This window comes from Streptomyces sp. NPDC001880 (genome assembly GCF_053594575.1).
On record NZ_JBSFET010000011.1, the window covers coordinates 87,670 to 113,628 of the forward strand.

At 71.7% G+C, this 25,959-nt stretch carries 26 protein-coding genes and 6 tRNA genes; 11 read left to right on the forward strand and 21 right to left on the reverse strand.

The window, feature by feature from the left end; translation table 11 throughout:
• Nucleotides 1–240: 240 nt before the first annotated feature.
• A tRNA-Val gene (locus tag ACWCQ6_RS09650) sits at nt 241–312 on the reverse strand.
• A gap of 54 nt (nt 313–366) precedes the next feature.
• Nucleotides 367–855, reverse strand: a complete 489-nt coding sequence (locus ACWCQ6_RS09655; RefSeq protein ID WP_451087208.1) for a TIGR02611 family protein — start codon at nt 853–855, stop codon at nt 367–369.
• Between the two features lie 190 nt (nt 856–1,045).
• Between ACWCQ6_RS09655 and ACWCQ6_RS09660 the strand changes: the two genes are divergently transcribed.
• Nucleotides 1,046–1,459: an SsgA family sporulation/cell division regulator gene (locus ACWCQ6_RS09660; protein ID WP_003959770.1), complete on the forward strand. Its 414-nt coding sequence runs from the start codon at nt 1,046–1,048 to the stop codon at nt 1,457–1,459.
• A 312-nt stretch (nt 1,460–1,771) separates the two neighbouring features.
• A complete protein-coding gene (locus tag ACWCQ6_RS09665) occupies nt 1,772–2,359 on the forward strand; it encodes a CGNR zinc finger domain-containing protein (RefSeq protein WP_451087210.1) in 588 nt (195 codons plus the stop codon).
• Nucleotides 2,360–2,363: 4 nt separating this feature from the next.
• Here the strand turns inward: ACWCQ6_RS09665 and ACWCQ6_RS09670 are convergent, their stop codons facing one another.
• The 3 genes from ACWCQ6_RS09670 to ACWCQ6_RS09680 form a co-directional block, all read right to left on the reverse strand.
• The gene (locus ACWCQ6_RS09670; protein WP_177328061.1) at nt 2,364–2,519 is read right to left on the reverse strand and encodes a hypothetical protein; all 156 of its coding nucleotides are present in this window, start codon (nt 2,517–2,519) and stop codon (nt 2,364–2,366) included.
• Nucleotides 2,520–2,658: 139 nt separating this feature from the next.
• The gene (locus ACWCQ6_RS09675; RefSeq protein ID WP_451087212.1) at nt 2,659–3,669 is read right to left on the reverse strand and encodes a LacI family DNA-binding transcriptional regulator; all 1,011 of its coding nucleotides are present in this window, start codon (nt 3,667–3,669) and stop codon (nt 2,659–2,661) included.
• Between the two features lie 116 nt (nt 3,670–3,785).
• The gene (locus ACWCQ6_RS09680; RefSeq protein WP_451087214.1) at nt 3,786–4,241 is read right to left on the reverse strand and encodes a hypothetical protein; all 456 of its coding nucleotides are present in this window, start codon (nt 4,239–4,241) and stop codon (nt 3,786–3,788) included.
• 202 nt (nt 4,242–4,443) lie between these two features.
• On the opposite strand from ACWCQ6_RS09680, the gene ACWCQ6_RS09685 reads away from it, so the two are divergent.
• Nucleotides 4,444–4,959 (forward strand): DsbA family protein, encoded by a 516-nt coding sequence (locus tag ACWCQ6_RS09685; RefSeq protein ID WP_451087216.1) that lies wholly within the window; start codon nt 4,444–4,446, stop codon nt 4,957–4,959.
• A gap of 12 nt (nt 4,960–4,971) precedes the next feature.
• Here ACWCQ6_RS09685 and ACWCQ6_RS09690 read toward each other — a convergent pair whose 3' ends face one another.
• From ACWCQ6_RS09690 to ACWCQ6_RS09700, 3 genes are read right to left on the reverse strand one after another with little or no spacing between them, the layout of a single operon-like run.
• Entirely contained in the window at nt 4,972–5,808 is an 837-nt protein-coding gene (locus ACWCQ6_RS09690) for a GNAT family N-acetyltransferase (protein WP_451087218.1), read from the reverse strand.
• A 42-nt stretch (nt 5,809–5,850) separates the two neighbouring features.
• The gene (locus tag ACWCQ6_RS09695; RefSeq protein WP_451087220.1) at nt 5,851–6,672 is read right to left on the reverse strand and encodes an aminotransferase class IV; all 822 of its coding nucleotides are present in this window, start codon (nt 6,670–6,672) and stop codon (nt 5,851–5,853) included.
• A complete protein-coding gene (locus tag ACWCQ6_RS09700) occupies nt 6,672–7,706 on the reverse strand; it encodes a chorismate-binding protein (protein WP_451087332.1) in 1,035 nt (344 codons plus the stop codon). The genes ACWCQ6_RS09695 and ACWCQ6_RS09700 overlap by 1 nt, the downstream gene beginning before the upstream one ends.
• A gap of 163 nt (nt 7,707–7,869) precedes the next feature.
• Between ACWCQ6_RS09700 and ACWCQ6_RS09705 the strand changes: the two genes are divergently transcribed.
• The 5 genes from ACWCQ6_RS09705 to ACWCQ6_RS09725 all read left to right on the forward strand — a co-directional run bounded on the left by ACWCQ6_RS09705 (nt 7,870) and on the right by ACWCQ6_RS09725 (nt 8,316).
• A tRNA-Gly gene (locus ACWCQ6_RS09705) sits at nt 7,870–7,942 on the forward strand.
• Nucleotides 7,943–7,979: 37 nt separating this feature from the next.
• Nucleotides 7,980–8,053: transfer RNA gene (locus ACWCQ6_RS09710), tRNA-Cys, on the forward strand.
• Between the two features lies 1 nt (nt 8,054).
• Nucleotides 8,055–8,126, forward strand: a tRNA-Val gene (locus tag ACWCQ6_RS09715).
• 20 nt (nt 8,127–8,146) lie between these two features.
• Nucleotides 8,147–8,218, forward strand: a tRNA-Val gene (locus ACWCQ6_RS09720).
• A 23-nt stretch (nt 8,219–8,241) separates the two neighbouring features.
• A tRNA-Val gene (locus ACWCQ6_RS09725) sits at nt 8,242–8,316 on the forward strand.
• A gap of 132 nt (nt 8,317–8,448) precedes the next feature.
• On the opposite strand, the gene ACWCQ6_RS09730 is transcribed toward ACWCQ6_RS09725, so the two are convergent.
• The 3 genes from ACWCQ6_RS09730 to ACWCQ6_RS09740 all read right to left on the reverse strand — a co-directional run bounded on the left by ACWCQ6_RS09730 (nt 8,449) and on the right by ACWCQ6_RS09740 (nt 10,167).
• Entirely contained in the window at nt 8,449–8,721 is a 273-nt protein-coding gene (locus ACWCQ6_RS09730) for a TFIIB-type zinc ribbon-containing protein (protein ID WP_451087222.1), read from the reverse strand.
• Between the two features lie 68 nt (nt 8,722–8,789).
• Nucleotides 8,790–9,752 carry an aminoglycoside phosphotransferase family protein gene (locus ACWCQ6_RS09735; protein WP_451087224.1) on the reverse strand — a complete coding sequence of 321 codons (963 nt, stop codon included), beginning with the start codon at nt 9,750–9,752 and terminating at the stop codon, nt 8,790–8,792.
• A gap of 208 nt (nt 9,753–9,960) precedes the next feature.
• Nucleotides 9,961–10,167 (reverse strand): hypothetical protein, encoded by a 207-nt coding sequence (locus ACWCQ6_RS09740; RefSeq protein ID WP_451087226.1) that lies wholly within the window; start codon nt 10,165–10,167, stop codon nt 9,961–9,963.
• Between the two features lie 605 nt (nt 10,168–10,772).
• On the opposite strand from ACWCQ6_RS09740, the gene ACWCQ6_RS09745 reads away from it, so the two are divergent.
• A complete protein-coding gene (locus ACWCQ6_RS09745) occupies nt 10,773–12,119 on the forward strand; it encodes a serine/threonine-protein kinase (protein WP_451087228.1) in 1,347 nt (448 codons plus the stop codon).
• Nucleotides 12,120–12,123: 4 nt separating this feature from the next.
• On the opposite strand, the gene ACWCQ6_RS09750 is transcribed toward ACWCQ6_RS09745, so the two are convergent.
• From ACWCQ6_RS09750 to ACWCQ6_RS09785, 8 genes are all read right to left on the reverse strand, one after another.
• On the reverse strand, nt 12,124–12,942 hold the full coding sequence (locus tag ACWCQ6_RS09750) for a TrmH family RNA methyltransferase (RefSeq protein ID WP_451087230.1): 819 nt from the start codon (nt 12,940–12,942) through the stop codon (nt 12,124–12,126).
• A 100-nt stretch (nt 12,943–13,042) separates the two neighbouring features.
• On the reverse strand, nt 13,043–14,299 hold the full coding sequence (gene cobA / locus ACWCQ6_RS09755) for a uroporphyrinogen-III C-methyltransferase (RefSeq protein ID WP_451087232.1): 1,257 nt from the start codon (nt 14,297–14,299) through the stop codon (nt 13,043–13,045).
• Between the two features lie 276 nt (nt 14,300–14,575).
• Complete coding sequence (gene cobT / locus ACWCQ6_RS09760) at nt 14,576–18,154, reverse strand: nicotinate-nucleotide--dimethylbenzimidazole phosphoribosyltransferase (RefSeq protein ID WP_451087234.1); 3,579 nt, start codon at nt 18,152–18,154, stop codon at nt 14,576–14,578.
• A gap of 333 nt (nt 18,155–18,487) precedes the next feature.
• The gene (cbiE, locus tag ACWCQ6_RS09765; protein WP_451087236.1) at nt 18,488–19,723 is read right to left on the reverse strand and encodes a precorrin-6y C5,15-methyltransferase (decarboxylating) subunit CbiE; all 1,236 of its coding nucleotides are present in this window, start codon (nt 19,721–19,723) and stop codon (nt 18,488–18,490) included.
• Nucleotides 19,724–19,829: 106 nt separating this feature from the next.
• Nucleotides 19,830–20,468, reverse strand: coding sequence for a GNAT family N-acetyltransferase (locus tag ACWCQ6_RS09770; RefSeq protein ID WP_451087238.1), 639 nt, complete (start codon nt 20,466–20,468; stop codon nt 19,830–19,832).
• 140 nt (nt 20,469–20,608) lie between these two features.
• Nucleotides 20,609–21,475, reverse strand: coding sequence for a MetQ/NlpA family ABC transporter substrate-binding protein (locus ACWCQ6_RS09775; RefSeq protein ID WP_451087239.1), 867 nt, complete (start codon nt 21,473–21,475; stop codon nt 20,609–20,611).
• A 75-nt stretch (nt 21,476–21,550) separates the two neighbouring features.
• The gene (locus ACWCQ6_RS09780; protein ID WP_451087241.1) at nt 21,551–22,222 is read right to left on the reverse strand and encodes a methionine ABC transporter permease; all 672 of its coding nucleotides are present in this window, start codon (nt 22,220–22,222) and stop codon (nt 21,551–21,553) included.
• Nucleotides 22,219–23,280 (reverse strand): methionine ABC transporter ATP-binding protein, encoded by a 1,062-nt coding sequence (locus tag ACWCQ6_RS09785; protein WP_451087243.1) that lies wholly within the window; start codon nt 23,278–23,280, stop codon nt 22,219–22,221. Before ACWCQ6_RS09785 ends, ACWCQ6_RS09780 begins: the two co-directional genes overlap by 4 nt.
• Before the next feature lie 596 nt (nt 23,281–23,876).
• Between ACWCQ6_RS09785 and ACWCQ6_RS09790 the strand changes: the two genes are divergently transcribed.
• Both ACWCQ6_RS09790 and ACWCQ6_RS09795 read left to right on the forward strand, forming a co-directional pair.
• A complete protein-coding gene (locus ACWCQ6_RS09790) occupies nt 23,877–24,236 on the forward strand; it encodes a hypothetical protein (protein WP_451087245.1) in 360 nt (119 codons plus the stop codon).
• Nucleotides 24,237–24,238: 2 nt separating this feature from the next.
• Nucleotides 24,239–24,676 (forward strand): hypothetical protein, encoded by a 438-nt coding sequence (locus tag ACWCQ6_RS09795; protein WP_451087247.1) that lies wholly within the window; start codon nt 24,239–24,241, stop codon nt 24,674–24,676.
• 102 nt (nt 24,677–24,778) lie between these two features.
• Here ACWCQ6_RS09795 and ACWCQ6_RS09800 read toward each other — a convergent pair whose 3' ends face one another.
• Together ACWCQ6_RS09800 and ACWCQ6_RS09805 are read right to left on the reverse strand one after the other, a co-directional pair.
• Nucleotides 24,779–25,282: a GNAT family N-acetyltransferase gene (locus ACWCQ6_RS09800; RefSeq protein ID WP_451087249.1), complete on the reverse strand. Its 504-nt coding sequence runs from the start codon at nt 25,280–25,282 to the stop codon at nt 24,779–24,781.
• Between the two features lie 36 nt (nt 25,283–25,318).
• Entirely contained in the window at nt 25,319–25,885 is a 567-nt protein-coding gene (locus ACWCQ6_RS09805) for a sigma-70 family RNA polymerase sigma factor (RefSeq protein WP_451087251.1), read from the reverse strand.
• Nucleotides 25,886–25,959 lie beyond the last annotated feature (74 nt).

Genomic DNA, 25,959 nt, shown 5'->3' on the forward strand with positions numbered 1-25,959 from the left:
ATACCGGCAGCCGATCCCTTTGCGGGAATTCCCGTGGCCGCCGAAGTCCACCCGGCCGCGATATCCGGATACGCCTGCTCGATTAGCGGATCCCGTCCGCCGGCCGCCCCCGGATTGAATCGTTCACGAAAGCGCTTGTGAATCTCCGAGATGTCCGGACGGAACCTGAAGAGCCGACGGAACGTGGGAAACGCGGAGGGCCCGCGAGACTCTACGGTCTCACGGGCCCTCCGCCCGGGGTGGGCGATACTGGGTTCGAACCAGTGACCTCTTCGGTGTGAACGAAGCGCTCTCCCACTGAGCTAATCGCCCGGGCGCAGGCCAAACATTACCCCATGTCAGCGGCACCCCATGACCACCCCCGGGTCACTCGTGGATCTTCCACGGCATGGTGATGCCGAACTTCCAGACATAGATCCCCACCAGCACCGCGATGATCACCAGCCCGACCGAGGTGAGGATGATGTTGCGCCGCCGGACCTTGGGGTCCAGTGCCCGCTGGGCGGCCTCGGTGACCTTCCGCCTGGTCCAGCGGAGCACCAGCTGCGCCCAGACGAACTCGGTCGCCCAGATCGCCATGCCGCCGAAGATCACCACCCAGCCGGGGCCGGGCAGCGGCAGCATGATGACGCCCGCCACGACCACGGCGAAGCCGACGACGAAGACGCCGACCTGCCAGCTCAGGTGCAGCGCCCTGGACGCCCTGATGAACCCGGGCGCCCGGGAGCCGAGCTCTCGCTCCTTGGTCACACCCTCGGTGACCTCACCCGTCACGCCGTCCGCCCTGTCCCCCGCACCGGACCCCGATGCCGCCGGTCCGGCGCCCCCGTCCCGCGCGTCACGCTCCGCATTCATGGGAGCCAACCTACCGGAACGGCCTTCATCACCGGAATGGCCGCATAACCGAAAGTTACACACCGCCGTACGAGCTACCTGAAGGAACACAAAAAGGTCAGAGGGGTTTACAACGCCACCGTAGGTGGCATGTCGATTTCGCCGACGTGCGAATCCCCGAGCGCACACTGAGCGAAAGGCCCTGGCGCTTATGAACACCACGGTCAGCTGCGAGCTGCACCTGCGCCTCGTTGTGTCGAGCGAGTCCTCACTGCCTGTTCCCGCGGGCCTGCGGTATGACACGGCCGATCCGTATGCCGTGCACGCCACCTTCCATACCGGAGCGGAGGAGACGGTCGAATGGGTATTCGCCCGCGACCTCCTTGCCGAGGGGCTGCACCGGCCCACCGGCACCGGAGACGTCCGCGTCTGGCCATCCCGTAGTCACGGCCAGGGCGTCGTCTGCATCGCGCTGAGCTCCCCTGAGGGCGAGGCATTGCTCGAAGCCCCGGCGAGGGCCCTGGAGTCGTTCCTGAAGCGGACCGACGCCGCGGTCCCGCCGGGCACCGAGCATCGCCACTTCGACCTCGATACGGAGCTCTCGCACATCCTGGCCGAGAGCTGAGCCAGGCCGAGAGCTGCACGGCGCCGTCCGACTCGGGGAGACGGCGCCGCGCGGAAAACCTCATACGGTGACAACGACGCCGTCATCACGGAATCCACCGTGGTGACGGCGTCGGCGCGCACCCCCGGGAGCCCGTGACGCCCCGCTCACGCCCCGGACAGGCACCCACCGGCCAAACAGTGCCCACCCGTGGCCGGTATCCGCTCCCCCCGCCCCTCACAGGCCCTCTCGGGCTCCTGTGCTCTCCGGGCGAGCCAGTAGAGTCAGCCCGCATCGGCGGAGACCCGCCCGCCGGAGGCAGGGAGCGAAAGCGTGCTGATCCCCCACGACACCCGGATCGCCCTCGACACGGTGGTCGACCTGTTGAACACCGCACCGGAGAGCGAACCGCCGACGAGCGGGCAGCCGGAAGGCGAGCGGAGCGACGGTCTCGCCGGCATCGAAGCGCTGTACGACTTCGCGCGGCGCCATCGCATCAGCGGCGTGGGCGAGCTGCACGAGAAGGATCTGCGGGCCGTACAGGACGTACGCATGCGCTTCGCCGAGGTCTTCGCGACGGACGACGCCCGGACCGCCGCCGCGCTCGTCAACGCCCTCGTCGCCGCCGCCGGCACGACACCGCAGCTCAGCGATCACGACGGCTACGACTGGCATGTGCACTACTTCGCACCCGACGCGTCGATCGCCGACCACCTCGCGGCCGACTGCGGCATGGCCCTGGCCTTCATCGTGGTGGCGGGCGAGCTGGAACGGCTGCGGCGGTGCGAGGCACCGGACTGCCGGCACGCCTTCGTCGACCTGTCCCGGAACCGCTCCCGCCGCTACTGCTCCAGCCGCACCTGCGGCAACCGTCTGCATGTGGCCGCGTACCGGGCCCGCCGCAAGGAAGCGGCCGGCTGACCGTTCACAGCATGAAGAGATCATGCAACGCGGCCATCAGCAGAAGACTGCCGACCACCGCGAGGAAGATCATCAGAGGGGGCTGGGAAAGCGCGAAGAGGCAGCCGCGCGGCTCTTCGGCAGGAGTTGCGGGGGCATCGCCCCGGGAGGTGTCCACCATCTCGGGACGATCATGACTCACCCGAGGCCCTGTTGGCGATCAACGCACCTTCTTGTACCGGGAGTTCACCCACACCGGGCGCTCAGAATTCGCTCCGGCGTCCGATCGGCCGCCACATTTTCGGTACGGCTCCGCGGTCTCAGTGCGGCTGAGAACTGGAGGCACGCACCACGAGCTCCGGCTGGAGCACCACACTGCGGTGCTCATGGGTGCCCTCCTCGTCGTCCGACTCCTCCAGCAGGAGCTCCGCGGCCATCCTGCCCATCACGACCGCGGGCTGGCGAACCGAGGTGAGCGGTACGACAGCGGCGGCGGCGAACTCGATGTCGTCGTAGCCGACGATGGCGATCTCGTGCGGTACCCCGACACCCGCCGCGTAGAGCGCCTGGAGCACCCCCAGGGCGAGCAGATCATTGGCGCAGAACACCGCGGTCGGCCGGGGCACGAGGCCGAGCAGCCGGGCCCCGGCATCGCGGCCCGCCGCCACGTCCAGACGGTCGGTGGGAATCTCCACGAGCACCTCGGGCGGGAGCCCGGCGTCGGCGAGTGCCGACAGCGCGCCTTCGCGCCTGTCCCGGATCTGATGGAGGCCGCGCGGGCCGCTGACGTACGCCACCGAGCGGTGCCCGGCCGAGACCAGATGCCCCACGGCGAGAGCGCCGCCGCGGACGTCGTCGACGGAGACGGCACAGGTCCCCGCGCCGGGCGCCACCCGGTCCACCAGCACGAAGGGGATCCGGTGACGGCTGAACGCCTCCAGGTTCCGGCCGGTCGCGTCGGCCGGGGTGACCAGGACTCCGCAGACCCTCTGTTCGGCGAAGAGCCCGAGGTACTCGGCCTCCTCCGCCGGGCTCTGGTCGCTGTTGCAGACCATGACGCCGAGGCCGGCCCCGCGGGCGGCGCGCTCGGCACCACGGGCCACGTCCACGAAGAAGGGGTTGCCCATGTCGAGGACGAGCAGGGCCATGATCCGGCTGCGGCCCGCCCTCAGCTGGCGCGCCGACTCGCTGCGCACGTAACCGAGTTCCTCGATGGCGGCGAGCACCCGGGCGCGGGTCTCCGGCAGCACCGCCTCGGGCCGGTTGATCACGTTGGACACGGTGCCCACGGAGACCCCGGCCTGCCGGGCCACATCCTTGATCCCTGCCACACGCCCCACTCGCCCTGCCCCACTGATGGCTTCGGCCACACCGGTCCGCGACGTGTCCCCATCGTACGGACGGCGCCCTGCGACAGCTCTCCGGGCCACAGGGCAGGGGACAGAGATCAGATGCCGTGCTTCTTCAGGATGGCCTCGATGTCGCTGAAGTCCTCGCCCGGGGCGGCGGGCTGCTGCCGGGACTTCGCCTTCGGACGCGCCTGGGACTCCGGGAGCCCTGCCCCCAGCGAGGGCGCCGAGGCCGCGGGGGCGACCGCCTCGCCCTGCGCCGCCCGTGCGGCGGCCCTGCGCTCCTTGCGGGTGCCGCCGCTGCGGCGCTCGATGGCGCGAGTGGTCGCGAACAGCAGCCAGGCCACCCCGAGCAGCCCGAAACCGAGCCAGACACTGGGTTTGAAGGCGATTCCGGCGACCCAGTCCACGATCCCGGTCAGCACCAGTGCGATCGGGACCAGGGAGTAGGCGGCGATCCGGGTCGCGGCCAGGAAGCGCTTTCGCCAAGCGGTGACGGCGGCGATGCCCAGGCCCGCCGCGGACGCCGCGGAGCAGATGGTCTCGGCAAGCATCGGTGCCTCCAGGCGCAGGGGAAACGTCCCTTCCATCCTGCACCGGTGACCGGCCCGGTGGCCACGATCCGGCACCGCATCAGGGACATTTCAGGGCCGGGATCCTCCCCAGGTGCCGATCGGCGGTGCGTCGGGCAGTACCGGGCCACGGCGGGACGGGTGCCGATTGGGAGGCTCGCGCGGGCCCTGGGAGACTGACCGCATGAGCGATTCCACCCCTGCGACCCCCGTCGTCCTCGACGTCTGGTGCGAGCTCCAGTGCCCCGACTGCCACCAGGCCCTCACCGATGTGCACGCCCTGCGGGCCAAGTACGGCGACCGGCTGGACGTGCGGCTGCGCCACTTCCCGCTGGAGAAGCACAAGCACGCCTACGCTGCCGCGCAGGCCGCCGAGGAGGCCGCCGCCCAGGGCAAGGACTGGCCGTACATCGAGGCGGTGCTCGCCCGTACCGCCGATCTCGCCCGCGCCGGCGAACCGCTGCTCGTCGAGGTGGCGCGGGAACTCGGCCTGGACGCCGAGGAGATGGACACCGCCCTGATCGACGGACGCCACATGCTGATCGTCGACGCCGACCAGGCCGAGGGCAAGGCGATCGGGGTCACCGGCACCCCGACGTATGTGATCGGCGAGGAGCGGCTGGACGGCGGCAGGAGCCAGGACGGGCTGCGCGAACGGATCGAGGAGATCGCCGACCGGCTGCTCGCCGAGCAGGGCTGAGCGGCCCGTCCCTCAGAGGTCCTTGGCCAGGTTGTACTGAGTCGTCCGGTAGCCGAGCGACTCGTACAGCCGCAGGGCGGGCGTATTGGCGGCGAACACGTGCAGTCCGAGGCGCCGGGAGCCTGCGGCCAGGGTGATGTGCTCCGCCAGCCGCATCAGGGCACGCCCGTGTCCGCGGCCCCGGTGCTCCTCGTCCACCTCGACGTCGAAGACGAACCCGGTCGTCCCGCCGTCGTCGCCCTCGCGCACCGACACCCACACATGGCCGACGACCGTGCCCCCGGCGACGAGGACGTGGAAGTACATGCCCTCGGTGTCCAGCCCGTCCGGCAGGTTACGGGAATGGTCGGACCGGGACTTGTGCATGGCGTGTTCGGCCGGGACGCCCTGGTCGATCCAGGACTGGGCGTACGTGTCGACGCTGGTGCGCCGCCAGGCCGCGAACTCCTCGGCGTTCATCTCCCTCGCCTCGGCGCCGTCCGGGAGAGCGGGGGCCGTCGGGCCGAGGTCCTTGAGCATGTTGCGGCTGCGTTCGGTGTAGCCGAGTGCGGCCGCCAGGCGCCCGGCCCCCTCGTTGCCCCCCGGTACCGACAGGCGCGCCAGGCCGCAGCCCCATCCGCGCAGCACCTCCTCGGCGGCGAGCACGGCGATGGTGCCGCGGCCCCGCCGCCGGCTCGGTTCCTCGATGTTCAGGGAACGCAGCGCACCGGTGGTGCTGCCGAACGCGGCGTCGGTGCCTATCTCGACGGAACCGACGGACCGCCCGTTGTCGCACACGTCGTACGTGCGGCTCTTCGCGCCGTCGGCGCCTTCCTGGATCGGCCCGTTCGGCCGGAGGGTGGTGGTCATCGCAGTTGTTCTATCCGCTCCACCCCGGTCCGTCACCCCGATTTACGGGTCGAGGTCGCTTCCGGCCCGCTCGTCGAAGATCCGCATGGCCTTGGCGGTCACCGGTCCGATCCCGCCGGGCAGCTCCCGCCCGTCCACCCGGTGCACGGCCTGCACATCGCGCAGGGTGGAGGTGAGGAAGATTTCCTCGGCCCGCTCCAGGACGTCGAACGGCAGCTCGGTCTCCTGCGCGCCCGTCCACTCCACGGCCAGCGCGCGGGTGATCCCGGCGAGGCAGCCGGAGGCGACCGGCGGGGTGTGCAGCTGTCCGTCGAGAACGACGAAGACATTGGACCCGGTGCCTTCGCAGAGCTGCCCGACCGTGTTGGCGAAGAGCGCCTCCGAGGCGCCGTGCTCGTGGGCCCGGGCGAGGGCGACGACGTTCTCGGCGTACGAAGTGGTCTTGAGCCCGGCCAGTGCACTGCGTTCGTTGCGCGTCCAGGGAACGGTGATCACCGCGGTCGTGTCGGGACGGCGGGCCGCCTCGCCGAGGGCGACGACAAGGCTCGGGCCGGTCCTGCCACGGTCGGAGCCGAGCGGGGAAAGTCCTCCGGTGTAGGTGATGCGCAGCCTGCCGAGCGGCATCGGGTTGGCGTCGACGACATCGGCGCAAGCATGGCGGACCTCGTCGAGGTCGGGATCGGGAAGTCCGAGGCCGCGGGCGGAGCGGGTCAGCCTGTCGAGATGGCGGGTGAGGGCGAAGGGCCTGCCGTCGACGGTCTTGACCGTCTCGAAGATGCCGTCCCCCACGGTGAGTCCGTGGTCCAGCACGGACACCCTGGCGTCCTCGGCATCGTGCAGTCCGCCGTTGACCCAAATCCTCATCACGCGGTCCTTCCGGTTGCTTCGTGGGCGCCCGACGCTACAGCGAGCAGTCTGGACGCCTTGAGTTCGGTCTCGTCCCACTCGCGTTCCGGGTCGGAGCCCCAGGTGATGCCGGCCCCGGTACCGAAGCGGAGGACCGGAACGGTGCCGGTGCGGTCGATCCAGAAGGTACGTATGCCGACGGCGAGCGACGCGGTGCGGCGGTCTGCGTCGACCCAGCCGATGCCTCCGCAGTAGGGACCGCGCGGTGCGGTCTCCAGCTCCTCGATGATCCGCAGGGCGCTGGACTTGGGTGCCCCGGTGACGGAGCCGGGCGGAAACGCCGCGCCGAGGAGTTCGGGCCAGCCCGCGTCCTCGGCGAGCTCTCCGCGCACGGTGGAGACGAGGTGGACCAGGCCGGGGTGCTTCTCGACCACGCAGAGGTCGGGGACGGTGACCGATCCGGTGGCGCAGACCCGGCCCAGGTCGTTGCGGACCAGGTCGACGATCATCACGTTCTCGGCGTGGTCCTTCTCCAGCAGGTCCGCCTCGGTGCGGCCGGTGCCCTTGATCGGTCCCGACTCGACGGTCCGGCCACGCCGCTTCAGGAAGAGCTCGGGCGACGCCGTGGCGATCTCCACGCCGTGCCTCGGAAGCCGAATCGTGCCTGCGTACGGGGCGGGGTTGCCGCGGGCGAGCAGTGCGGTCAGCGCGTCGACGTCCGCGGCAGCCGGGTCGGGCAGTGGCGCGGTCAGCACCCGGCAGAGGTTGGCCTGGTAGACCTCGCCCGCCGCGATGTACTCGCGGATCCGCCGCACGCCCGCGACGTACGCGACGCGGTCCAGCGACGAGGTCCAGTCACCTGCCGCGGGGCCGTGCCACGCGCCCGGCACGGGGGCCGGCACCGCCCCCGTACGCACGGAGCCGAAACGCGCGCAGACGAGGCGGCCCTCGAAGTCGGCGGAGACGGCCCAGAAGCCGGTCGATTCGAGGGCTGCGGGATCACTGGTCACATCCTGCAGATCGGACGCGACGAGGCCGCCGAAGCGGGCCATCGGAGCTAGGTCGTGCACGTCGTTGAGTCTAGGGCGGCGTGCGATGACCTGCGCCGGGGCGAGCGCACCTCAGCACGCTGCACAAACGCGTTTTTGTACTGGCCCGGGAATCCGCTAGAGTTCAACACGTCGCCGGGACGCGCAAGCGGACCGGGAAGGACAAGCGGACGTAGCTCAGTTGGTAGAGCGCAACCTTGCCAAGGTTGAGGTCGCCAGTTCGAACCTGGTCGTCCGCTCGCACAAGGTGGGGGATCTTCCCGAACCCCCGCTCGTGGTGGAGTGGCCGAGAGGCGAGGCAACGGCCTGCAAAGCCGTCTACACGGGTTCAAATCCCGTCTCCACCTCCAAGGACGATTAGCTCAGCGGGAGAGCGCTTCCCTGACACGGAAGAGGTCACTGGTTCAATCCCAGTATCGTCCACTGATCCGCAAGGATCCCCCGCGCGATTAGCTCAGCGGGAGAGCGCTTCCCTGACACGGAAGAGGTCACTGGTTCAATCCCAGTATCGCGCACGCAGTACACGCAGGTTCACCCTGCGCGATTAGCTCAGCGGGAGAGCGCTTCCCTGACACGGAAGAGGTCACTGGTTCAATCCCAGTATCGCGCACCAGTCAGAGCCCCGGTCGTTCCGACGACCGGGGCTTTGTCGTGCTCCGGTGCACGGACGTCGGTACGGACGCACCGCGGGCCCGGACGGAAGGTGTCCGGGCCCGCGGTCAGGCACTCGCCGGTGTCGGCCCGTTCAGGACGAGAAGAGCATGCGGCCGAAGCTCTTGTGCCGGTAGTGGCCGCCGTGGTGCTGCGGGGCGCCCCAGGCGGGTGCCGGGGCGGTCGGGTAGGCCTGCGGGGCCGGCGGGGCGGGCGGAGCCTGCTGCGCCCACTGCGCCTCGATGCGGGTGAGGGACTCCAGCTCGCCGTAGTCGAGGAAGATTCCCCGGCAGCCGCTGCACTGCTCGATCTGTATGCCGTTGCGGTTGTACGTGTGCATCTGTGCGTGGCACTTGGGACACTGCATGGTTCGGCTCACTCCTCGCCGTCGGGTCGCCGTCGCCGGAATTCATGCCCGCCGACGGTCGGTTCAGCCTACGACGAGTGTTCGGCGCCCAATTCGGGCGGGAGGGATGCGATTCGGGCACAGGCATCGATCATCGCCCGCTCCACCTCATCCGGAGTCCGGTCCTCCGTCGCGGACTTGGCGAACGCCAGCGCGGCGGCCTGAACGGTCAGGGCGCGGGCCGGCACATCCAGTTCCGGCCAGGGGTCGCCCTCGGCGCGTACGGCGGGGCCGCCCGCCGCCCGATAGGTGTCCAGGAAGCGGAGCCAGATCTCGGGGGGCAGGATCCCGGCCGCGTACCAGGCGGCGGGGCGGGCGAGGTCCCAGGCGGGGTCGCCGAGACCGGCGTCGTCGACGTCGATGAGCAGCCAGGGTCCGTGCGGGGCAGGGTGGCGGACGATCTGGCCGAGATGCAGATCGCCGTGGCAGAGGAAGTGTGAGCGGTGCGCGGGGGCGGCGGCCTCGTCGCGGGCCCAGGCCGGCAGGGCGTGCCAGGCTTCGAGTACAGGGGCGGTGGCCGGGTCGGCCGGCCGGGCAGCGCGCATCCGGGCGACGGCTAGCGCGGCCTTCGCGGGACCCCGCATGGGCGGGAGCGCGGGGGAGGCCGGGGCCGGGGTCCGGTGCAGCCCGGCCAGCAGCGCGGCGGTCTCTTCCCACGGGGCGGCGTCGGGGTCGCCGGGGTCGACGGGGCGGCCGTGGGGCCACAAGGTGACCGGGCGGTCGTCGAAAGGTGCGGCGGGGCGGGGTTCCAGTGGGGCGAGCAGGATGCCGGTGAGGCGTGGATCGTTCGCGAGACTGAGGCGGGTGAGCAGGCCGGGGGTGTCCGTACCCGGGGCATGGGCCTTGGCGACGACGGCCCCGCTGCGGACCACCGTGCCGTCCGCACGGTCCGCGAGCACGGTCGGGGGCGGGCAGGCGCAGGGGTCCTCGGGGTGGGCGTGGGCGGCTCGGTGGGCGAGGGCGCCCAGCGCGCGTACGACTGCGGTGGTCACGGTCTCCCCCGGTGGCGAACAGGTACGGGCGGCCGGTCCGCACCGGGCCCGCCGTCGAGCGTACGACGTGAACGGGCCCGGACAGCGCGATGTCCGGTCAGCTCCCCAGCTGACCGGACAAACGCTGCCGTCCGCCGCACCCCCGTCCCCACGGGGTTGTTGGCCGGATGTCCCGGTCCGGACCGCTCTTCCGGACCCGGGGCGCCGCTCAGCGCCCCAGCATCATGCCCACGGACGACGCCTGTGTGACCACTGCGTCCCAGCCGCCGAAGACAACTACAAGCAGGGCCGCCAGAGGAAGAACCATGGCCGTCGCCACCAGTGGGTGGCGGGTGCCGGACGACGGGCGGCTGCCGAACGAGGCGTGGACCCTGCGTCCCGTGCGGATCGTTGTCCGCGTTGCCGTGTCCGCCATGGTTCCTCTCCTGACTCGCTATGGGGCGGCGGGCGAGTGACCTCGGGGACGAGTGCTGCGCCCGCCGCTCGACCTCAACATTAGGGAGGCGCGGGGCGCGGGGCGTCATGCCCGCGTACCGATTGCCGGGCCTCCCGGAGGATGAGCCGCAGGGCGTGGATGTACTCCCCAGGGTGGAGATCGGGCGTCTGATCCCGGGGACATCCCGGAGGGGTGTGGCGAACTTACCGCGACGCCGGAGTCGTTGGACGGCGTGGCCCACGGTGCGTACGGCCGCGGCCGCCGTGACCTCGCTCACCCCCGCGCTCCCCGGTCCGCGGCCGTCGGCCCCGGTGTGCCGGTGGAGGCCGCTCGCGTCCGTGCCGGCCGGGATCCTCACCGTACCGCCGGCCCGGCCGACGCGGCTCCAACCTCCCTTCGCCGCAACCGCCTTGGCGTCCGGACGCGTCCGGCGCGGAATCCGCTCCGGACGCGTCGCCCCGTCATGGGCCGCGCCGCGCACCGACAATCGATCGAGCGGTGAGGGCGCGGCCTCTGAGCGCCCCGGGCGCCGGGTACGTAAGCTGTGCCTCGTCAGGCGGACCAGGCAGCGGGGATGGGCAGACATGGCGATGATGCGGCTCCGGCGCGAGGACCCGCGTGTCGTCGGCTCGTTCAGGCTGCACCGGCGGCTCGGGGCGGGCGGCATGGGTGTCGTCTACCTGGGTTCGGACCGACGGGGACAGCGGGTGGCGCTGAAGGTGATCCGCCCGGATCTGGCGGAGGACCAGGAGTTCCGCTCCCGGTTCGCGCGCGAGGTGTCCGCCGCCCGGCGGATCCGCGGCGGCTGCACGGCGCGCCTGGTTGCCGCGGACCTGGAGGCGGACCGTCCGTGGTTCGCCACGCAGTACGTCCCGGGGCCCTCGCTCCACGACAAGGTGGCCGAGGAGGGACCGCTGTCGGCCGCCGAGGTCGCCTCGATCGGGGCCGCGCTCTCCGAGGGCCTGGTGGCGGTGCACGAGGCCGGTGTCGTCCACCGCGACCTGAAGCCGTCGAACATCCTGCTCTCCCCCAAGGGCCCCCGGATCATCGACTTCGGGATCGCCTGGGCGACCGGGGCCTCCACCCTCACCCATGTCGGTACGGCGGTGGGCTCGCCGGGATTCCTCGCGCCCGAGCAGGTGCGCGGCGCGGCCGTGACGCCCGCGACCGACGTGTTCTCGCTGGGTGCCACGCTGGCGTACGCGGCCATGGCCGATTCGCCCTTCGGGCACGGCAGTTCCGAGGTGATGCTGTACCGCGTGGTGCACGAGGAGCCCCAGTTGCACGATGTGCACGACGCACTCGCACCGTTGGTGAGTGCCTGTCTGGCCAAGGATCCCGGGGAGCGGCCCAGCACGCTCCAACTCTCGATGCGGCTCAAGGAGATCGCGGCGCGGGAGGCGCAGGGGCTGCACGAGAGCCGGCCGCCCGTGCAGCGTTCGGCGCAGGAAGTGGACCGGCCGACCGGCCGCCTCGGCGGTCCGTACACCGAGCAGCAGACGCGGCGCGCGGCACCTCCCGCACCCCGTCAGCAGAAGCACAAGCAGAAGCAGCCCCAGGGCAGCAGGCCGTCCTCGTCGTCGCGGTCCGGGGCGCCCCGGACCGGTGGTTCGCGCCCCCGTCCACAGCAGCCGACGCGGGGCACCACCCGGTCCGGCAGGCGTCCGCAGGGTACGAACGGGGCGAACGGCCGGCCGGGCACGCGGCCCGGGACCCGTCCGACGTCGGCGGGGCTGCGGCCCGCAAATCCGCGGCTGCTGCGGCAGCGGCTCGTCGTCTTCGTGGTGGTGACGCTGCTGGTGGCGCTCGGCATCGCAGCGGCCCAGGGCTGCCAGGGACCGTCCCGCGGGCTGGGCACTGATCCGGGCCGGTACGAGACCCGGTCCCAGACCCAGGTCGAGATCCCGCACCGGGACCGGCAGCTCCCGTAGCCGGTCAGTTCTCCGGGCGGCCCGATGCCACCGCGTAGAACGCGACCGCCGCGGCCGCTCCCACGTTCAGCGAGTCGACGCCGTGCGCCATCGGGATGCGTACCCATTCGTCGGCGGCTACCAGGGCCCGGGTGGACAGCCCGTCGCCCTCGGCGCCCAGCATCAGCGCCACCTTGTCCATCCGGTGCGGTGCCGCCTCGTCGATGCTGCCCGCCTTCTCGTCCGGGGTCAGCGCGAGGAGCCTGAAGCCCGCTTCCCGTACGGTCTCCAGGTCCTTGGGCCAGGTGCCGAGGCGGGCGTAGGGGACGGAGAAGACCGCGCCCATCGAGACCTTGACGGAGCGCCGGTAGAGCGGGTCGGCGCAGTCCGGGGAGAGCAGGACGGCGTCCATGCCGAGGGCGGCGGCGCTGCGGAAGATCGCCCCGATGTTGGTGTGGTCGTTGACGGCTTCCATGACGACCACCCGGCGGGCCGTCGTCAGCAGCTCCTCGGCGGTCGGCAGCGGCTTGCGCTGCATCGAGGCGAGCGCACCGCGGTGGACGTGGTAGCCGGTGACGCGCTCGGCGAGCTCGGGGCTGACCGCGTACACCGGGGCCGGGACCTCGTCGATGACGTCCCGCATCAGGTCGACCCACTTCGCCGAGAGCAGCATCGACCGCATCTCGTACCCGGCATGCCTGGCGCGTCTGATCACCTTCTCGCCCTCGGCGATGAAGAGGCCCTCGGCAGGCTCCCGCCTGCGCCGGAGTTCGACATCGGTCAGCCCGGTGTAATCGCGCAGGCGGGGGTCGTCGGGGTCGTCGACGGTGATGAGATCAGCCACGGGTTCGATACTGCCTTGTCCGGTGTGTGGTGCCAACGGCTCGGGAGAAGATCCGTTACCGCTGGTTACTCGGCGGGGGTGCGGGCGGTGTCCCGGTCGGCTACTCCGCGGGAAGCGGTGCGGCGCCGGTACCGACCGTGACGACATCGCCGATGACGACGACGGCCGGGGGGCGTACGTCTTCGGCGGCGGCCCGTTCGGCTACGGTCGCCAGTGTCGCGTCGACGCGACGCTGGGATGCCGTGGTGCCCTCCTGGACCAGGGCGACCGGAGTGTCCGGGGACTTGCCGTGGGCGACGAGGGCCTTCGCGATGGCGCCGATCTTGTCGACGGCCATCAGCAGCACGAGGGTGCCCCGCAGTCGTGCGAGCGCCGACCAGTCGACCAGCGAACGCTCGTCGTCGGGCGCGACATGACCGCTGACGACGGTGAACTCATGGGCGACCCCGCGGTGGGTGACGGGGATCCCGGCCGCGCCGGGTACGGAGATCGAGCTGGAGATGCCGGGGACAACGGTGCACGGAATGCCTTCGGCGGCGAGCGCCTGGGCCTCCTCCATGCCCCGGCCGAAGACGAACGGGTCGCCCCCCTTGAGCCGTACGACGGCCTTGCCGGCCTTGGCGTGCTCGATGAGCGCCTGGTTGATCGCCTCCTGCGCCATGAAGCGGCCGTACGGGATCTTCGCCGCGTCGATCACCTGGACGTGCGGCGGCAGTTCGTCGAGCAGATCGCGCGGGCCGAGCCGGTCGGCAATGACGACGTCGGCCTCGGCGAGGAGACGGCGGCCGCGCACGGTGATCAGGTCGGGGTCGCCGGGGCCGCCGCCGACCAGAAAGACGCCGGGGGTGGGCCGGGTGCGGTGTTGCGGGGCGGCGATCGTGCCGTCGCGAAGTCCCTCGACGATGGCATCGCGGACGGCGGCGGAGTGGCGGGGGTCGCGGCCCTGGGCGTCGGTGGAGAGGACGGCGACGGTCACGCCCTCGCTGCGGCCGGTGGCCGGGGTCCAGGCTGTGGCCACATCGGCGTTGTCACTGCGCACGCACCAGGTGCGGGTGCGCTCGGCCTCAAAGGACGCGGCGTCGTTCGCGGCGTCGTCGTCGGTGGCGATGAGTGCGTACCAGGTGTCGGCAAGGTCCCCGTCCTGGTACTGGCGGCGTTCCCAGCGGATCTCTCCGGCGTCGGCCATCGCCTCGACGGACGGGGTCGCGGACGGCGATACGAGGGTGATGTCGGCGCCCGCCGCGATGAGCGCCGGGAGGCGGCGCTGCGCGACCTGGCCGCCGCCGACGACGACGACGCGGCGCCCGCTCAGGCGCAGTCCGACGGGGTACGCGGGGTGATCGGCGTGCTCGGCCATGGCGGTGCGGACTCCTCGTGCGATGCGAAGTACGGGCCGCTGCGGCGGTGGAGCGGCTCTGACGTGCGGTTTCGTGGGGCGCGGGTCCACGATACGGGGTGGGGGTGGGCCGGGCTGCGGTGGCGGGAGTGGGCGCCTGCGGTGGGCCTCCCCCGCTCCGCCCTGTCCCGTAACCGGCGCTCCGCCCCCGACCCCGCGCCTGAAACGCCGACGAGGCCGGGTCACCAACCCCCTTGAGGAACGGGGGACTCGGGGGCAGAGCCCCCGGGCCCCGGTCTACTTCTCCGTCACGCCTGCCGAGTCGAACGTCGCGACCTCGTGCATGGCGCGTGCCGCGCTCTGCACGATCGGGAGCGCCAGCAGCGCACCCGTTCCCTCGCCGAGGCGGAGGTCGAGGTCGACCAGCGGGCGCAGGCCCAGCTTGTTGAGCGCGGCCACATGGCCGGGCTCGGCGCTGCGGTGGCCCGCGATGCAGGCGGCCAGGGCCTCGGGGGCGATCGCCCGGGCGACCAGGGCCGCGGCTCCCGCGCTCACGCCGTCGAGGACGACCGGCGTACGGAGCGAGGCGCCGCCCAGCAGGAAGCCGGCCATCGCGGCGTGCTCCAGGCCACCGACCGCTGCCAGGACACCGATCGGGTCGGAGGGGTCGGGCTGGTGGAGTTCGAGGGCGCGGCGGACCACGTCCACCTTGCGGGCGTGCATCTCGTCGTTGATGCCGGTACCGCGACCGGTCACCTCGGCCGGGTCCATGCCCGTGTACACACAGATCAGCGCGGCCGACGCCGTGGTGTTGGCGATTCCCATCTCACCGATGAGCAGGCCCTTGTTGCCCGCCGCGACCAGATCGCGGGCGGTCTCGATGCCGACCTCGATCGCCGCGAGCACCTCTTCGCGGGTGAGCGCGGGGCCGGTGGTGAAGTCGGCCGTTCCGGCGCGCACCTTGCGGGGAAGGAGGCCGGGCGTCGCGGGCAGCTCCACGGCCACGCCGACGTCGACCACACACACCTCGGCGCCGACCTGGGCCGCGAAGGCGTTGCAGACCGCGCCGCCGCCGAGGAAGTTGGCGACCATCTGGCCGGTGACCTCCTGCGGCCAGGCCGTGACGCCCTGGGCGTGCACCCCGTGGTCCCCCGCGAAGATCGCGACGGCCGCGGGCTCCGGGATCGGCGGCGGGCACATCCGGGAGAGCCCGGACAACTGCGCCGAGATGATCTCCAGCATGCCGAGCGCGCCGGCCGGCTTGGTCATCCGCTTCTGGCGTTCCCATGCCTCGCCGAGCGCCTTGGCGTCGAGCGGACGGATGTTGGAGATGGTCTCCTGCAGCAGGTCGTGCGGCTCCTCGCCGGGCAGGGCGCGGCGGCCGTACGTCTCCTCGTGGACGACCCAGGACAGCGGGCGGCGCTTGGACCAGCCCGCCTGCATCAGCTCGGGCTCCTCGGGGAACTCGTCGACGTAACCGACGCACAGGTAGGCGACGACTTCGAGGTGCTCGGGCAGGCCGAGGGCGCGGACCATCTCGCGCTCGTCGAAGAAGCTGACCCAGCCGACACCGAGTCCCTCGGCGCGCGCGGCGAGCCAGAGGTTCTCGACGGCGAGCGCGGAGGAGTACGGGGCCATCTGCGGCTGGGTGTGCCGGCCCAGGGTGTGCCGGCCGCCGCGGGTGGGGTCGGCGGTGACGACGATGTTCACCGGGGTGTCGAGGATGGCCTCGATCTTCAGTTCCTTGAACTGCTTGGCCCGGCCCTTGGGCAGCGACTTGGCGTAGGCGTCGCGCTGACGCTGTGCCAGTTCGTGCATGGAGCGACGGGTCTCCGCCGAGCGGATGACGACGAAGTCCCAGGGCTGCGAGTGGCCGACGCTGGGCGCCGTGTGCGCGGCTTCGAGGACGCGGAGCAGGACCTCGTGCGGGATGGGGTCGCTGCGGAAGCCGTTGCGGATGTCGCGGCGCTCACGCATGACGCGGAGCACCGCCTCGCGCTCGGCGTCGTCGTAGCCGGGGGCAGGCGGGCCTGCGGGGACCGCGGCCTCGTCGGCCTCGGACGCCTCCGCTTCAACGGCGTCCCGCTCGGGGGCCGAAGGCTCCTCGGCGGGCTCCTGGGGCTGTGCCTCGGGCTGTACGGATTCCATGTGTCCGGCCTCAGGGGCATCCGTCGCCACGGTCGCCGCCGCTGCGGGCTCCGCGAGCGGGGCGGCTTCCACGCTGTCCGCGGGGACCGTGACGTCCGGGGTCTCGATGACCTCCGGGCCCTGTTCGGCCTCCGGCTGGGGCACCGTCCGAACCTCGGCCTCGGAGACGGGAACGGGGACGGGGACGACGGGGGCCGGCGTGGAAGCGTCGGCGGGCTCGGCATTCACGACGGGCTCGGCGGGCTCGGCGTTCGCGGCGGGCTCGACCGGCTCGGCATTCGCGACGGGCTCGACCGGCTCGGCATTCACGACGGGCTCGACGGGCACGGCGTTCGCGGCGGGCTCGACCGGCTCGGCATGCGCGGCGGGCACGGTGGCCACGGCGTTCACGGCGTTCGCGGCGGGCTCGACCGGCTCGGCATGCGCGGCGGGCACGACGGCTCCCCCGGCCTCCGCCGCCTGCCCGGCCTCCGCGATCTCCGGCTGAGGTGCCTGCACGGGCTCCACGGCGATCGGCCCACGCTCGGCCTCGGGGCCGGTGGCGGGCTGCGTCTCGACGGGCTGCTCGGCGACGGGCGCCGGAGCCGGATTCGGCGCCAGGTGCGGAGTCGTCGGCACCGAACCCTCCACGGGCACGAACTGGCCCATGGGAACGGCTTCCGCGGTGTCCTGCGGCGCGACCGCTTCGGGGGACGTCCCCGCGTCGGCGGAAACATCCGCGGGATTTTCGACGGGGGCCTCGGCCGGCGTCCCGGCCACGGCCGGTACCGGCTCGGCTGCCGGAGCGACCACGGCCTCCGGTTCCACGACCGGAGCGGCCTGAACCGGCTCGGCGACGGGCTCCGGAGCGACCGGCTCCACGACGGCCTGTTCCGCCTGTTCCGCGACGACCGGTTCTGCCGCCACCGGTGCGGCCTCCGGCTGCGGTGCCTGGGCCGCCCACGGGCTGCCGCCCTGCGGCAGGATCTCCCCGAGCTGCGGGCCGGGCAGCGCGGACGCATCCTCGGCCGGCATCTCGAAGTACTCCGGGCCGGTGGTCGGCGGACCGGCGTGCCGCGCGGGGGCCTGGGGCCGGGCCTGCGCCTGGGGCGCTCCCGCGGGACCACGGTCGGCGAGCGAACGCACCACTCCGCCGGTCGGCGTCCCGCCGTACGACGGCGAGCCGTCGGCCGCGACCGGGCCGCGGTGCAGCGGCCGGCGCACCGGCGCCTGGGGCTGGGCCGCAGGAGCGGGGGCCGGGGCGGGCGACGGGATGCGTACGCCCCTCAGGTCGACCGAACCGGAGTCACGGCCGCCGGACTCATGAGTCCCCTGGCCGGTCTCGGGCAGCGGCTCCGCGACCGCCTGCTGGGCCGCGTACGCATCCGCGACCTGCGTCTGGACGGGGGGCTCCTGCACCTGGACCTGGACGGGTCCCTGGGGCTGTGCGGGCGTCTCGCCGGCCGGCTGGGCGTAGGGCTGTGCCACGGGCGGGGCCTGGTAGGCGCCCTGTCCCGGCACCGGCGCCTGGGCGGCGGCACCCTCGGGGTACTGGCCCGGGGCCGGTACGGCCTGCGGCTCACTCCAGGCGCCCTGCGGGCTCGGCATCAGGAGAAGGTCGTCGTCCTCGGAGACATGCTCGGAGGGAGCGAGGTAGGCGTAGGCATCCGGGGCGGCGACGCCCGGCTGCTCCACCGTGCCTGCGTTCTCCGGCAGTCCCTCACCCGGGATCTGGCCGGTGTCACTCATGCGTACCCCTCGCCCATCGTCAGTGCTCCTTCGGCCCTTCGCCCGGGACGCCCGAACACGGCACGCCGGCGCTCGTCAACAAGAACGAGCGGGCTCGCCGCGCGGCACGAATCGGTCGCGGACATAATGCATTCTCTCGGCCGTTCGCCGCCGCGGCAGCCCATTTCGCCACGGCCCGCTGTGGACTGCGCCACGTCGCGCATCCCCCGGTTCTGCCGTACCACAGCGGGGGCCAAAACGGTCCCCTTTTCCGGACATTGACGAACGAAGCGACGAACGTCCGGGCGCGGTGCAACGATCGGCCAGCCTACCTCCCGCTGTGCGCCGACCAGGTCACGGGGCGAGGTCGGAGCGTAGCGCCGAGAGGAGGAACACGACCGAGCGTTCACGCTCCGACCATGCGGCCGTGTCGAGTTCGACGGACTGGAGGAGCGAGCAGCGGACGGTGTACCCGTTTCCGCTCAGGGCGGCGCCCAGCGCCTCGGCCTCGTCCCGCGTCGAGGCATGGGTCACGATGCGTTCCGGCCGCCGCTCGGTGACGGCGGTGACGACGGGGACCCCGCCGCCCCCGATCCGTACGACATCGGGTTCCGGCAGCCGTTCCAGCACATGCGGGGCCCGGCCCTCGACCACCTGGAGCTGGACTCCGAACGCCCGCGCCGCCGCCGCGGTACGCGCGCACGCGGCCGGGTCGCTGTCGACGGCCAGGACCGCCGCGCCGAAGCGGGCGGCCTCCACGGACAGGGCCCCGCTGCCGGATCCGATGTCCCAGAGGAGGTCGCCGGTCCGGGGGCCCAGGCGGGCCAGTTGGGCGGCGCGCAGCCCGGGGGACTCGCCTTCGCCGCTGTCCTGGCTCCCCCCGGGGGCGCCCGGATAGGCCTCGCTGGGCAGTGCCCAGCCGCGTACGCCACGGGGGTAGGCCGGGTGGTGGCCGGCGATCCAGGCGCCGTTGGCCTGCGGTTCGGGGCCGCCGCCGATGACGATGACCACGTTGGGGTCGCGCCACATGTGGTCGGCGGCCTTGTCGGACGTGACGACGGTGACCTGTTCGCGGGTGGTGCCGAGTTCCTCGCAGATGACGAAGGTGCGGTGGACGCCTTCGAGGAGCAGGGCGAGTTCGGCGGGGCCCGCGCCGGGCGAGGTGAGGACGGCGACCTTGTGGTGGGCGCGGCAGACGTTGACGGCGCGGCGCAGAGTGCGGGGGTGGGCGACAACCGTCCGGGCGTCCTCCCACGGCATTCCCGCGCGGGCGAACGCGGCGGCGACGGAGGACACGGCCGGGACGACCTCGACCTCCAGGCCGTGCTCGGGTGCGCGGAGGTTGCGTACGACGCCGAAGAAGCCGGGGTCCCCGTCGGCGAGGACCACGGCGCTGCCCCGGTGGCCGGCGATCCGGCGGGCGGCCAGGTCGATGGAGCCCAGGCGGATACGTTCGGCGTTCGCCGGGACTTCGGGGAGTGCGAGGTGGTGGGCGGCTCCGGCGACGAGCGTGGCGGCGGAGAGGGCGGCCGTGGCCGCTCCCGTCAGTGGTGAGCCGTCCCAGCCGATCACGGTGACCCGATCGGCCATCTGTCGTCAGTCTCCTGGAGTTGTCGCAGGCGGTGATGGTGGCGAGGTGGGGCAGGGTGAGAGTACCCGGTCCGTGCGAACGGGGTGTCAGGACCCCTTCGAGGGGTCAGTTCCAGTCGTTGTAGGCGCCGTAACCGCCCGCGTCGGCGAGCTGCTCGGCGACGCCTTCGAGGTCCTCGGGGAGCAGACCCCAGACGATCAGGTCGGTCCTGATGTCGGTCCAGCCGCCGTCCTCTGTCTGGGTGCGCGCTATGCGGGCGTTGCGCAGGACGCCCTCGCTGATGCAGCCGAGCTTCTGTGCGACCTGCTGGGAGGCGGTGTTGTCGGCGGCGGTGCGCAGTTCGATGCGCTCGAAGCCCTGGTCGCGGAAGAGCCACTGGGCCACGGCCAGCACGGACTCGGTGGCGTAACCCTCGCCGCGGGCCCAGGGGGCGGTGATGTAGGCGACCTCGGTGGAGAGGGTGCGCCAGTCGGTGTTGCGGAGCCGGACCGAGCCGACGAGCCGCTGGGTGAGGAACTCGGTGACGGCGAGGACGATGCCGTCACCGGTGGTGCGCTGGGCGGGGGCGATCCTGCGGACCCAGCGTTCGGCGTCGACCTGGGTGTAGGGGTGGGGTGCCTCGGTCCAGGCGGTGACGAGTTCGTCGTTCATCATCTCGATGTACGCCGGGACGTCCGCCATGTCGAAGGGGCGCAGCACCAACCGATCCGTGCTGATGGAGATGTCCGGAAAGGTGGAATTCATGCGCAGCTCCATACCGAAGACCGTTAAAGGCACAGCATGCAGCATCGGCCCGATGCCGCGCATGGGCGGGTCCGCGCGACGGAGCCCCGCGCCCCCTGCATGGGGTGCCCGGGGCTCCTCGGACAAATGCTGTACGGGTGTCAGGACTTGGCGTCGGTGCCGAAGGCCGGGACGACGGATCCCTGGTAGGTGTCCTCGATGAACTTCTTGACCTCGTCGGAGTGCAGGAGCTTCACGAGCTTCTGGACGCGGGGGTCCTGCTCGTTGCCCTTCTTCACGGCGATGAGGTTGGCGTAGGGGTTGCCGTCGGCCCTTTCGAGCACGAGGGCGTCCTCGGCGGGCTTGAGGTCGGCCTCGATCGCGTAGTTGCCGTTGATGACGGCGGCGTCGACGTCGTTCAGGGCGCGGGGCACGGTGGCGGCCTCCAGCTCCTTGAACTCCAGGCCCTTCTTGTCGGTGATGTCGCTCAGCTTGGCGCTGCTGCCGACGCCGTCCTTGAGGGTGATGAGGCCGTTCTCGGCGAGGAGCTGGAGTGCGCGGCCCTCGTTGGTGGTGTCGTTGGGGACGGCGACGGTCTGGCCGGCCTTGATGTCCTTCAGATCCTTGACCTTCTTGGAGTACAGGCCGAGGGGCTCCAGGTGGACGGTGCCGACCGGGACGAGGTGGGTGCTCTTCTTCTTGTTGAAGTCGTCGAGGTACGGCTGGTGCTGGAAGAAGTTGGCGTCGACCTGGCCGGTCTCGGTGGCGGTGTTCGGCAGGACGTAGTCCGTGAACTCCTTGACCTCCAGCTTGAGGCCCGCCTTCTCGGCCAGGTTCTTACTGACGAAGTCCAGGATGTCGGCGTGCGGTGTCGGGGACGCGGCGACGACGAGCGCGTTGGAGGTGTCGGCCTTGGCACCGGTCTCGCCCTTGGCGCCCGGGTCGGACGACGTGCCGCAGGCGGTGAGGCCGAGGGCGATGGCGGCGGTGGCGGCGGCAGCCGCGGTGATCTTGATGTTCTTACGCACGAAAAGTGCCTCTTTCCGGTGGTGAGGGTGGTGCGCCCGGACAAGGAGTTCGGGCTTGCGAGCGGCGAGGAAGTCTCAGGATGCGGCGCGGCCCCGGCGGGCGAGCAGACGTACGGCCAGGTCGCCGATCAGCTGGATCGCGGTCACGATGACGATCAGCAACGCGACGGTGACGAGCATGAACCGGTTGTCGAAGCGCTGGAATCCGTAGGTGACGGCCTTGGAGCCGAGCCCTTCGCCGCCGACCGCGCCGGCCATCGCGGAGTAGCCGATGAGCACGATGACGGTGGTGGTGACGCCCGAGACGAGCGAGGGCAGCGCCTGTGGCAGCAGAACCTTGCGGACGATCGTCGGGATGGATCCGCCCATCGACTGGACGGCTTCGACGAGCCCGTGGTCGACCTCGCGGACGGCGGTCTCGACGAGCCGGGCGAAGAACGGGATGGCGCCGACGGAGAGCGGAACGATCATTGCGGTCGGGCCGATGAAGGTGCCGACGATCCAGGTGGTGAAGGGGATCAGGGCGATCAGCAGGATGATGAACGGCAGCGAGCGGCCAATGTTCACGATCACCCCGATGACCTTGTTCACCGGGGTGTTCTGAAGCAGTCCGCCCTTGTCGGTGAGGACCAGCAGGACGCCGAGCGGCAGTCCCACGAGCACGGTGACGACCGTGGACCAGAGCACCATGTAGAGGGTGTCGATGGTCCCCTGGGTGAGCAGCGGCTGCATTTCGGACCAGGTCACTTCGCCACCTCCTGGGTGAGCTGGGCGAGGGTCTGCACGGGGATGGCGGGGCCGTCGTCCGTCACGACCTCGGCCTGGAGGCCCTGCTCGCGCAGGAAGCCGATCGGAACGACGTTCTCCTCGAAGCGGCCGGGCAGTTCGACGCGCATCCGGCCGATCTGCTTGCCGCCGACGGTGTCCATAGCGGCACCCAGGATCGAGATGTCGATGTTGTACGTGCGCGAGAGCTGGGAGATCACCGGCCGGCCGGCTGCGTCGCCGTGGAAGGTGACGTCGACGACCGTGCACTCGGGGCCGGAGGCCGTACCGCCGACGGGGAACAGTTCGTGGGCCAGCTCGGAGCCGGGGGTGGCGAGCAGCTCGCCGACCGTGCCGGACTCGACCACGCGCCCCTTCTGCATCAGCGCGGCTGAGTCGCAGATCGTCTTGACGACGTCCATCTCGTGCGTGATGAGCAGGACGGTCAGGCCGAGCTGCTGGTTGAGGTCGCGCAGCAGCTGGAGGATGGAGCGGGTGGTCTCGGGGTCGAGGGCCGAGGTCGCCTCGTCGGAGAGCAGCACCTCGGGGTCGCCGGCCAGGGCGCGGGCGATGCCGACGCGCTGCTTCTGGCCGCCGGAGAGCTGACCGGGGTAGACCTTGGCCTTGTCGGCGAGGCCCACCAGGCCGAGGAGTTCGAGGGCCTTGCGGGAGCGGTCCCGCCCAGGGACGCCGAGGATCTCCAGCGGGAGTTCGACGTTGGCCTGGACGGTGCGGGAGGCCAGCAGGTTGAAGTGCTGGAAGACCATGCCGATGCGGCTGCGTGCCTCGCGCAGTTCCCGGCCGGCCCGGCGGCCGCGTCCGGCGAGTGCGGTGAGGTCCTGGCCGGCCACGGTCACGGTGCCGGAGGTGGGGCGTTCCAGGAGGTTGATGCAGCGGATCAGGGAGGACTTGCCGGCGCCGCTCTGTCCGATGACGCCGTACACCTCGCCCTCGCGGACGTGCAGGTCGACGCCGTCCAGGGCGGTGACCTCCCGGCCGCGCGACTGGTAGACCTTCGTGAGGCCCGAAGTGGTGATCACAGGGTTTCCGTCACTGTCGAGTGCGCGGCGCAGTGTCCGCCGGGCACGGGGCATTCGTCTGATGAGACCGATTCGGACGTTTCGATCGGACGTTCCGAGCGGGGTCCCGGCACGGCTCGGGGCGGCAGGTGGCCGGGCGGCGGTGCCGGGGCGGGCTCGTTCCGCTGGATGCGGACGGCTGGGCTCGGTCTCGCTTCGGGGCGCGAGGAGCGGGGGACCCTCAGAAGGTGCGCATTCGACACATACAACGAGCACCGGGCGTCGTGATCGCCTCGGTCGCAAGGATGCGGCTGCTCGTCGTGGTCATGCCCCGAGTAAAGCAGACGTAACGTCCCACCCGATCCGCCTGTCCGAATAGCGGACGGGCGTGGACAGTGGTGGGAGCCGGTTCGGCCGCTCGTCTCGTCTTCCGCCCGCACGCCCGTGACCTGCACCGATACGGCAGAGAGGGCATCGATGACCACATCCGCGACCGGCCCGGAGCGGCCCCGACCTGTGGCCAATGCCACGACCCTCGCCCCTGCCGCCCGTCCGCTCCGCGGTCCGGCGGCGGGGGCGCACACAGGGGGCCTTTCGTTCCGTAATACCCTCGGCTCATGCTTGACGCCCTGACGGTCGCGGTCGCCGTGGCCGCGCTCGCCCTCTCCGCCTGGTGCGGATTCGCCGCGTACCGCGATCAGCCGACCAAGGACTGGCACTTCATCGGGATGGCCGTGGTCTCACTGCTGGCGCTGGCCCAGCTGGTGGTGGGCATCGTGCAGCTCTCCGGGGGTGAACGGCCCGAGCAGGGCATGACGATCTTCATCGCGTATCTGATCGGGGCCTTCTTCGCGGTGCCCGCGGCCGGTTTCCTGTCGCTGGCCGAGCGGACCCGGTGGGGTTCGGTGACGGTGACGGCGGGCGCGGTCGTGCTGGCCGTACTCGAAGTACGGCTCTACGACATCTGGGGAAACTGACCGTGACCGACACCGAACGCACTCCCGCGGCGGCCACCGGCGAGAAGCAGCCCTTCGATCTCGGCACGGGTCCCGGCCGGGTACTGGTCTGGTTCTACGGGGTGTTCACCGTCGCGGCCGCCTCCCGCTCCATCGTCCAGATGATCCTGGACTTCGGCAGGGCGCCGCTCGCCTATGTGCTGTCCGCCGTCGCCGCGCTCGTGTACGGGTTCATCACGTACTCACTGGTGCGCGGGGGCGAGAAGGCGCGCCGGACCGCGCTGGTGTGCTGCGCCGCCGAACTGCTGGGCGTGCTGGTCGTCGGTACTTGGACGATGGCGGAGCCGTCGGCGTTCGCGGACGCCACCGTCTGGTCCGACTTCGGCATGGGGTACCTGTTCATCCCGGTGATCCTGCCGATCACCGGGATGATGTGGCTGCGCCGGGCGAGGAAGGCCTAGGGCCCGTCCGGCGGATCAGGGTCGGACAGGCCCCAGAGTCTTTCGCTTGGATCACGCCGGGCTCGCGGGGCCTGGCGCACGCACGCCGCGGTGCCTGGGCGTTCAGGCGCTGGCCACGTACGCGGGCTTGGTGGCGTCCTTCTCCAGAAGGATCATCAGGACGCCGTCCCGGCCGGTCTCGTTGCCCACGGGGGCGTACCCCGCCCGCCGGTAGAGCCGTAGATTGCTCTCGCTGCGATGACCGGTGTGCAGCCGGAACCGGGTGGCCGACCGCTCGTCGGCGAGTCCCGACTCCGCCGCCCGCAGCAGCCGGGCACCGAGTCCGTGGCCCTGGAGCCGGGGGTGGACGCAGAGCCTGCCGATCTCCCCCGCGCCGTCCGCGCCGATGGCTCCCCGGACCGAACCCACGACCTCGTCACCCAACCGCGCCACGAACACCAGGTTGGTGGCAATTTCGGTGTGCAGCGAGTCGAGGGTCTGGACGAGCGGGTCGATCCGGTAGTTCCCGTACAGCTCCGCCTCGCTCTGGAAGCAGAGGTACTGGAGTTTCAAGATCTGTTCGGCGTCCTGTGCCGTCGCCGTCGAGATGATCACGCTCATGCCCATCCGCGCATGCCTCCGCCCACCTGATCCACCGGTTGTCTAACGCTCCTTTCCCCGCAGTTCAGGAGCAGCAACCTCCGCCGCGAGCATTCTGCGCAGACATCCAAGGCAACGGGAACGGATCGGGCCCAAACTCCCCTGTGACATACCCAACTTCCCTGCGATTTCCCGGTAGGTCGGATCGCTGGGCGCGAGCATCGCCGTCATCAGCCGGGCGCACCTGCCGGGCAGCCGGTCCACCGCCGCCCGCAGCGCCCGGCGTTCGTCGGCCCCGAGGGCGAGCCGTTCGGGGCAGCCGGCCGGGTCCGCGGCGGTGTCGTCGCGGTAGGGACGTTCGTGCCGGGCCGTACGACGGGCCCTGCGGGCCTCTCCCCGTACGGCATCACGCACCCAGCGGGCCGGGTCGGCCGGCGGCCCCTCCCCCGCGAGCCGTTCCAGCAGCCGCAGCCAGACGGCCTGTTCGAGATCGGCCGGTTCGATCGCCGCACCCGTCACCGAGGCGGCCACCTCGGCCATGGCCTCGGCGCTGACCAGCGGGTGCAGGGCACGGACCAGGGACGCGGCGGCGGGGGCGGGGCCTGCGGGAGCAAGATCGAGAAGCGTCATGCCCCGGCCGACGCGCCCGCGCCCGCCGCCGGTTGCCGTACCGGGCGAGCACCACCCGACCGGGGCACGTCCCG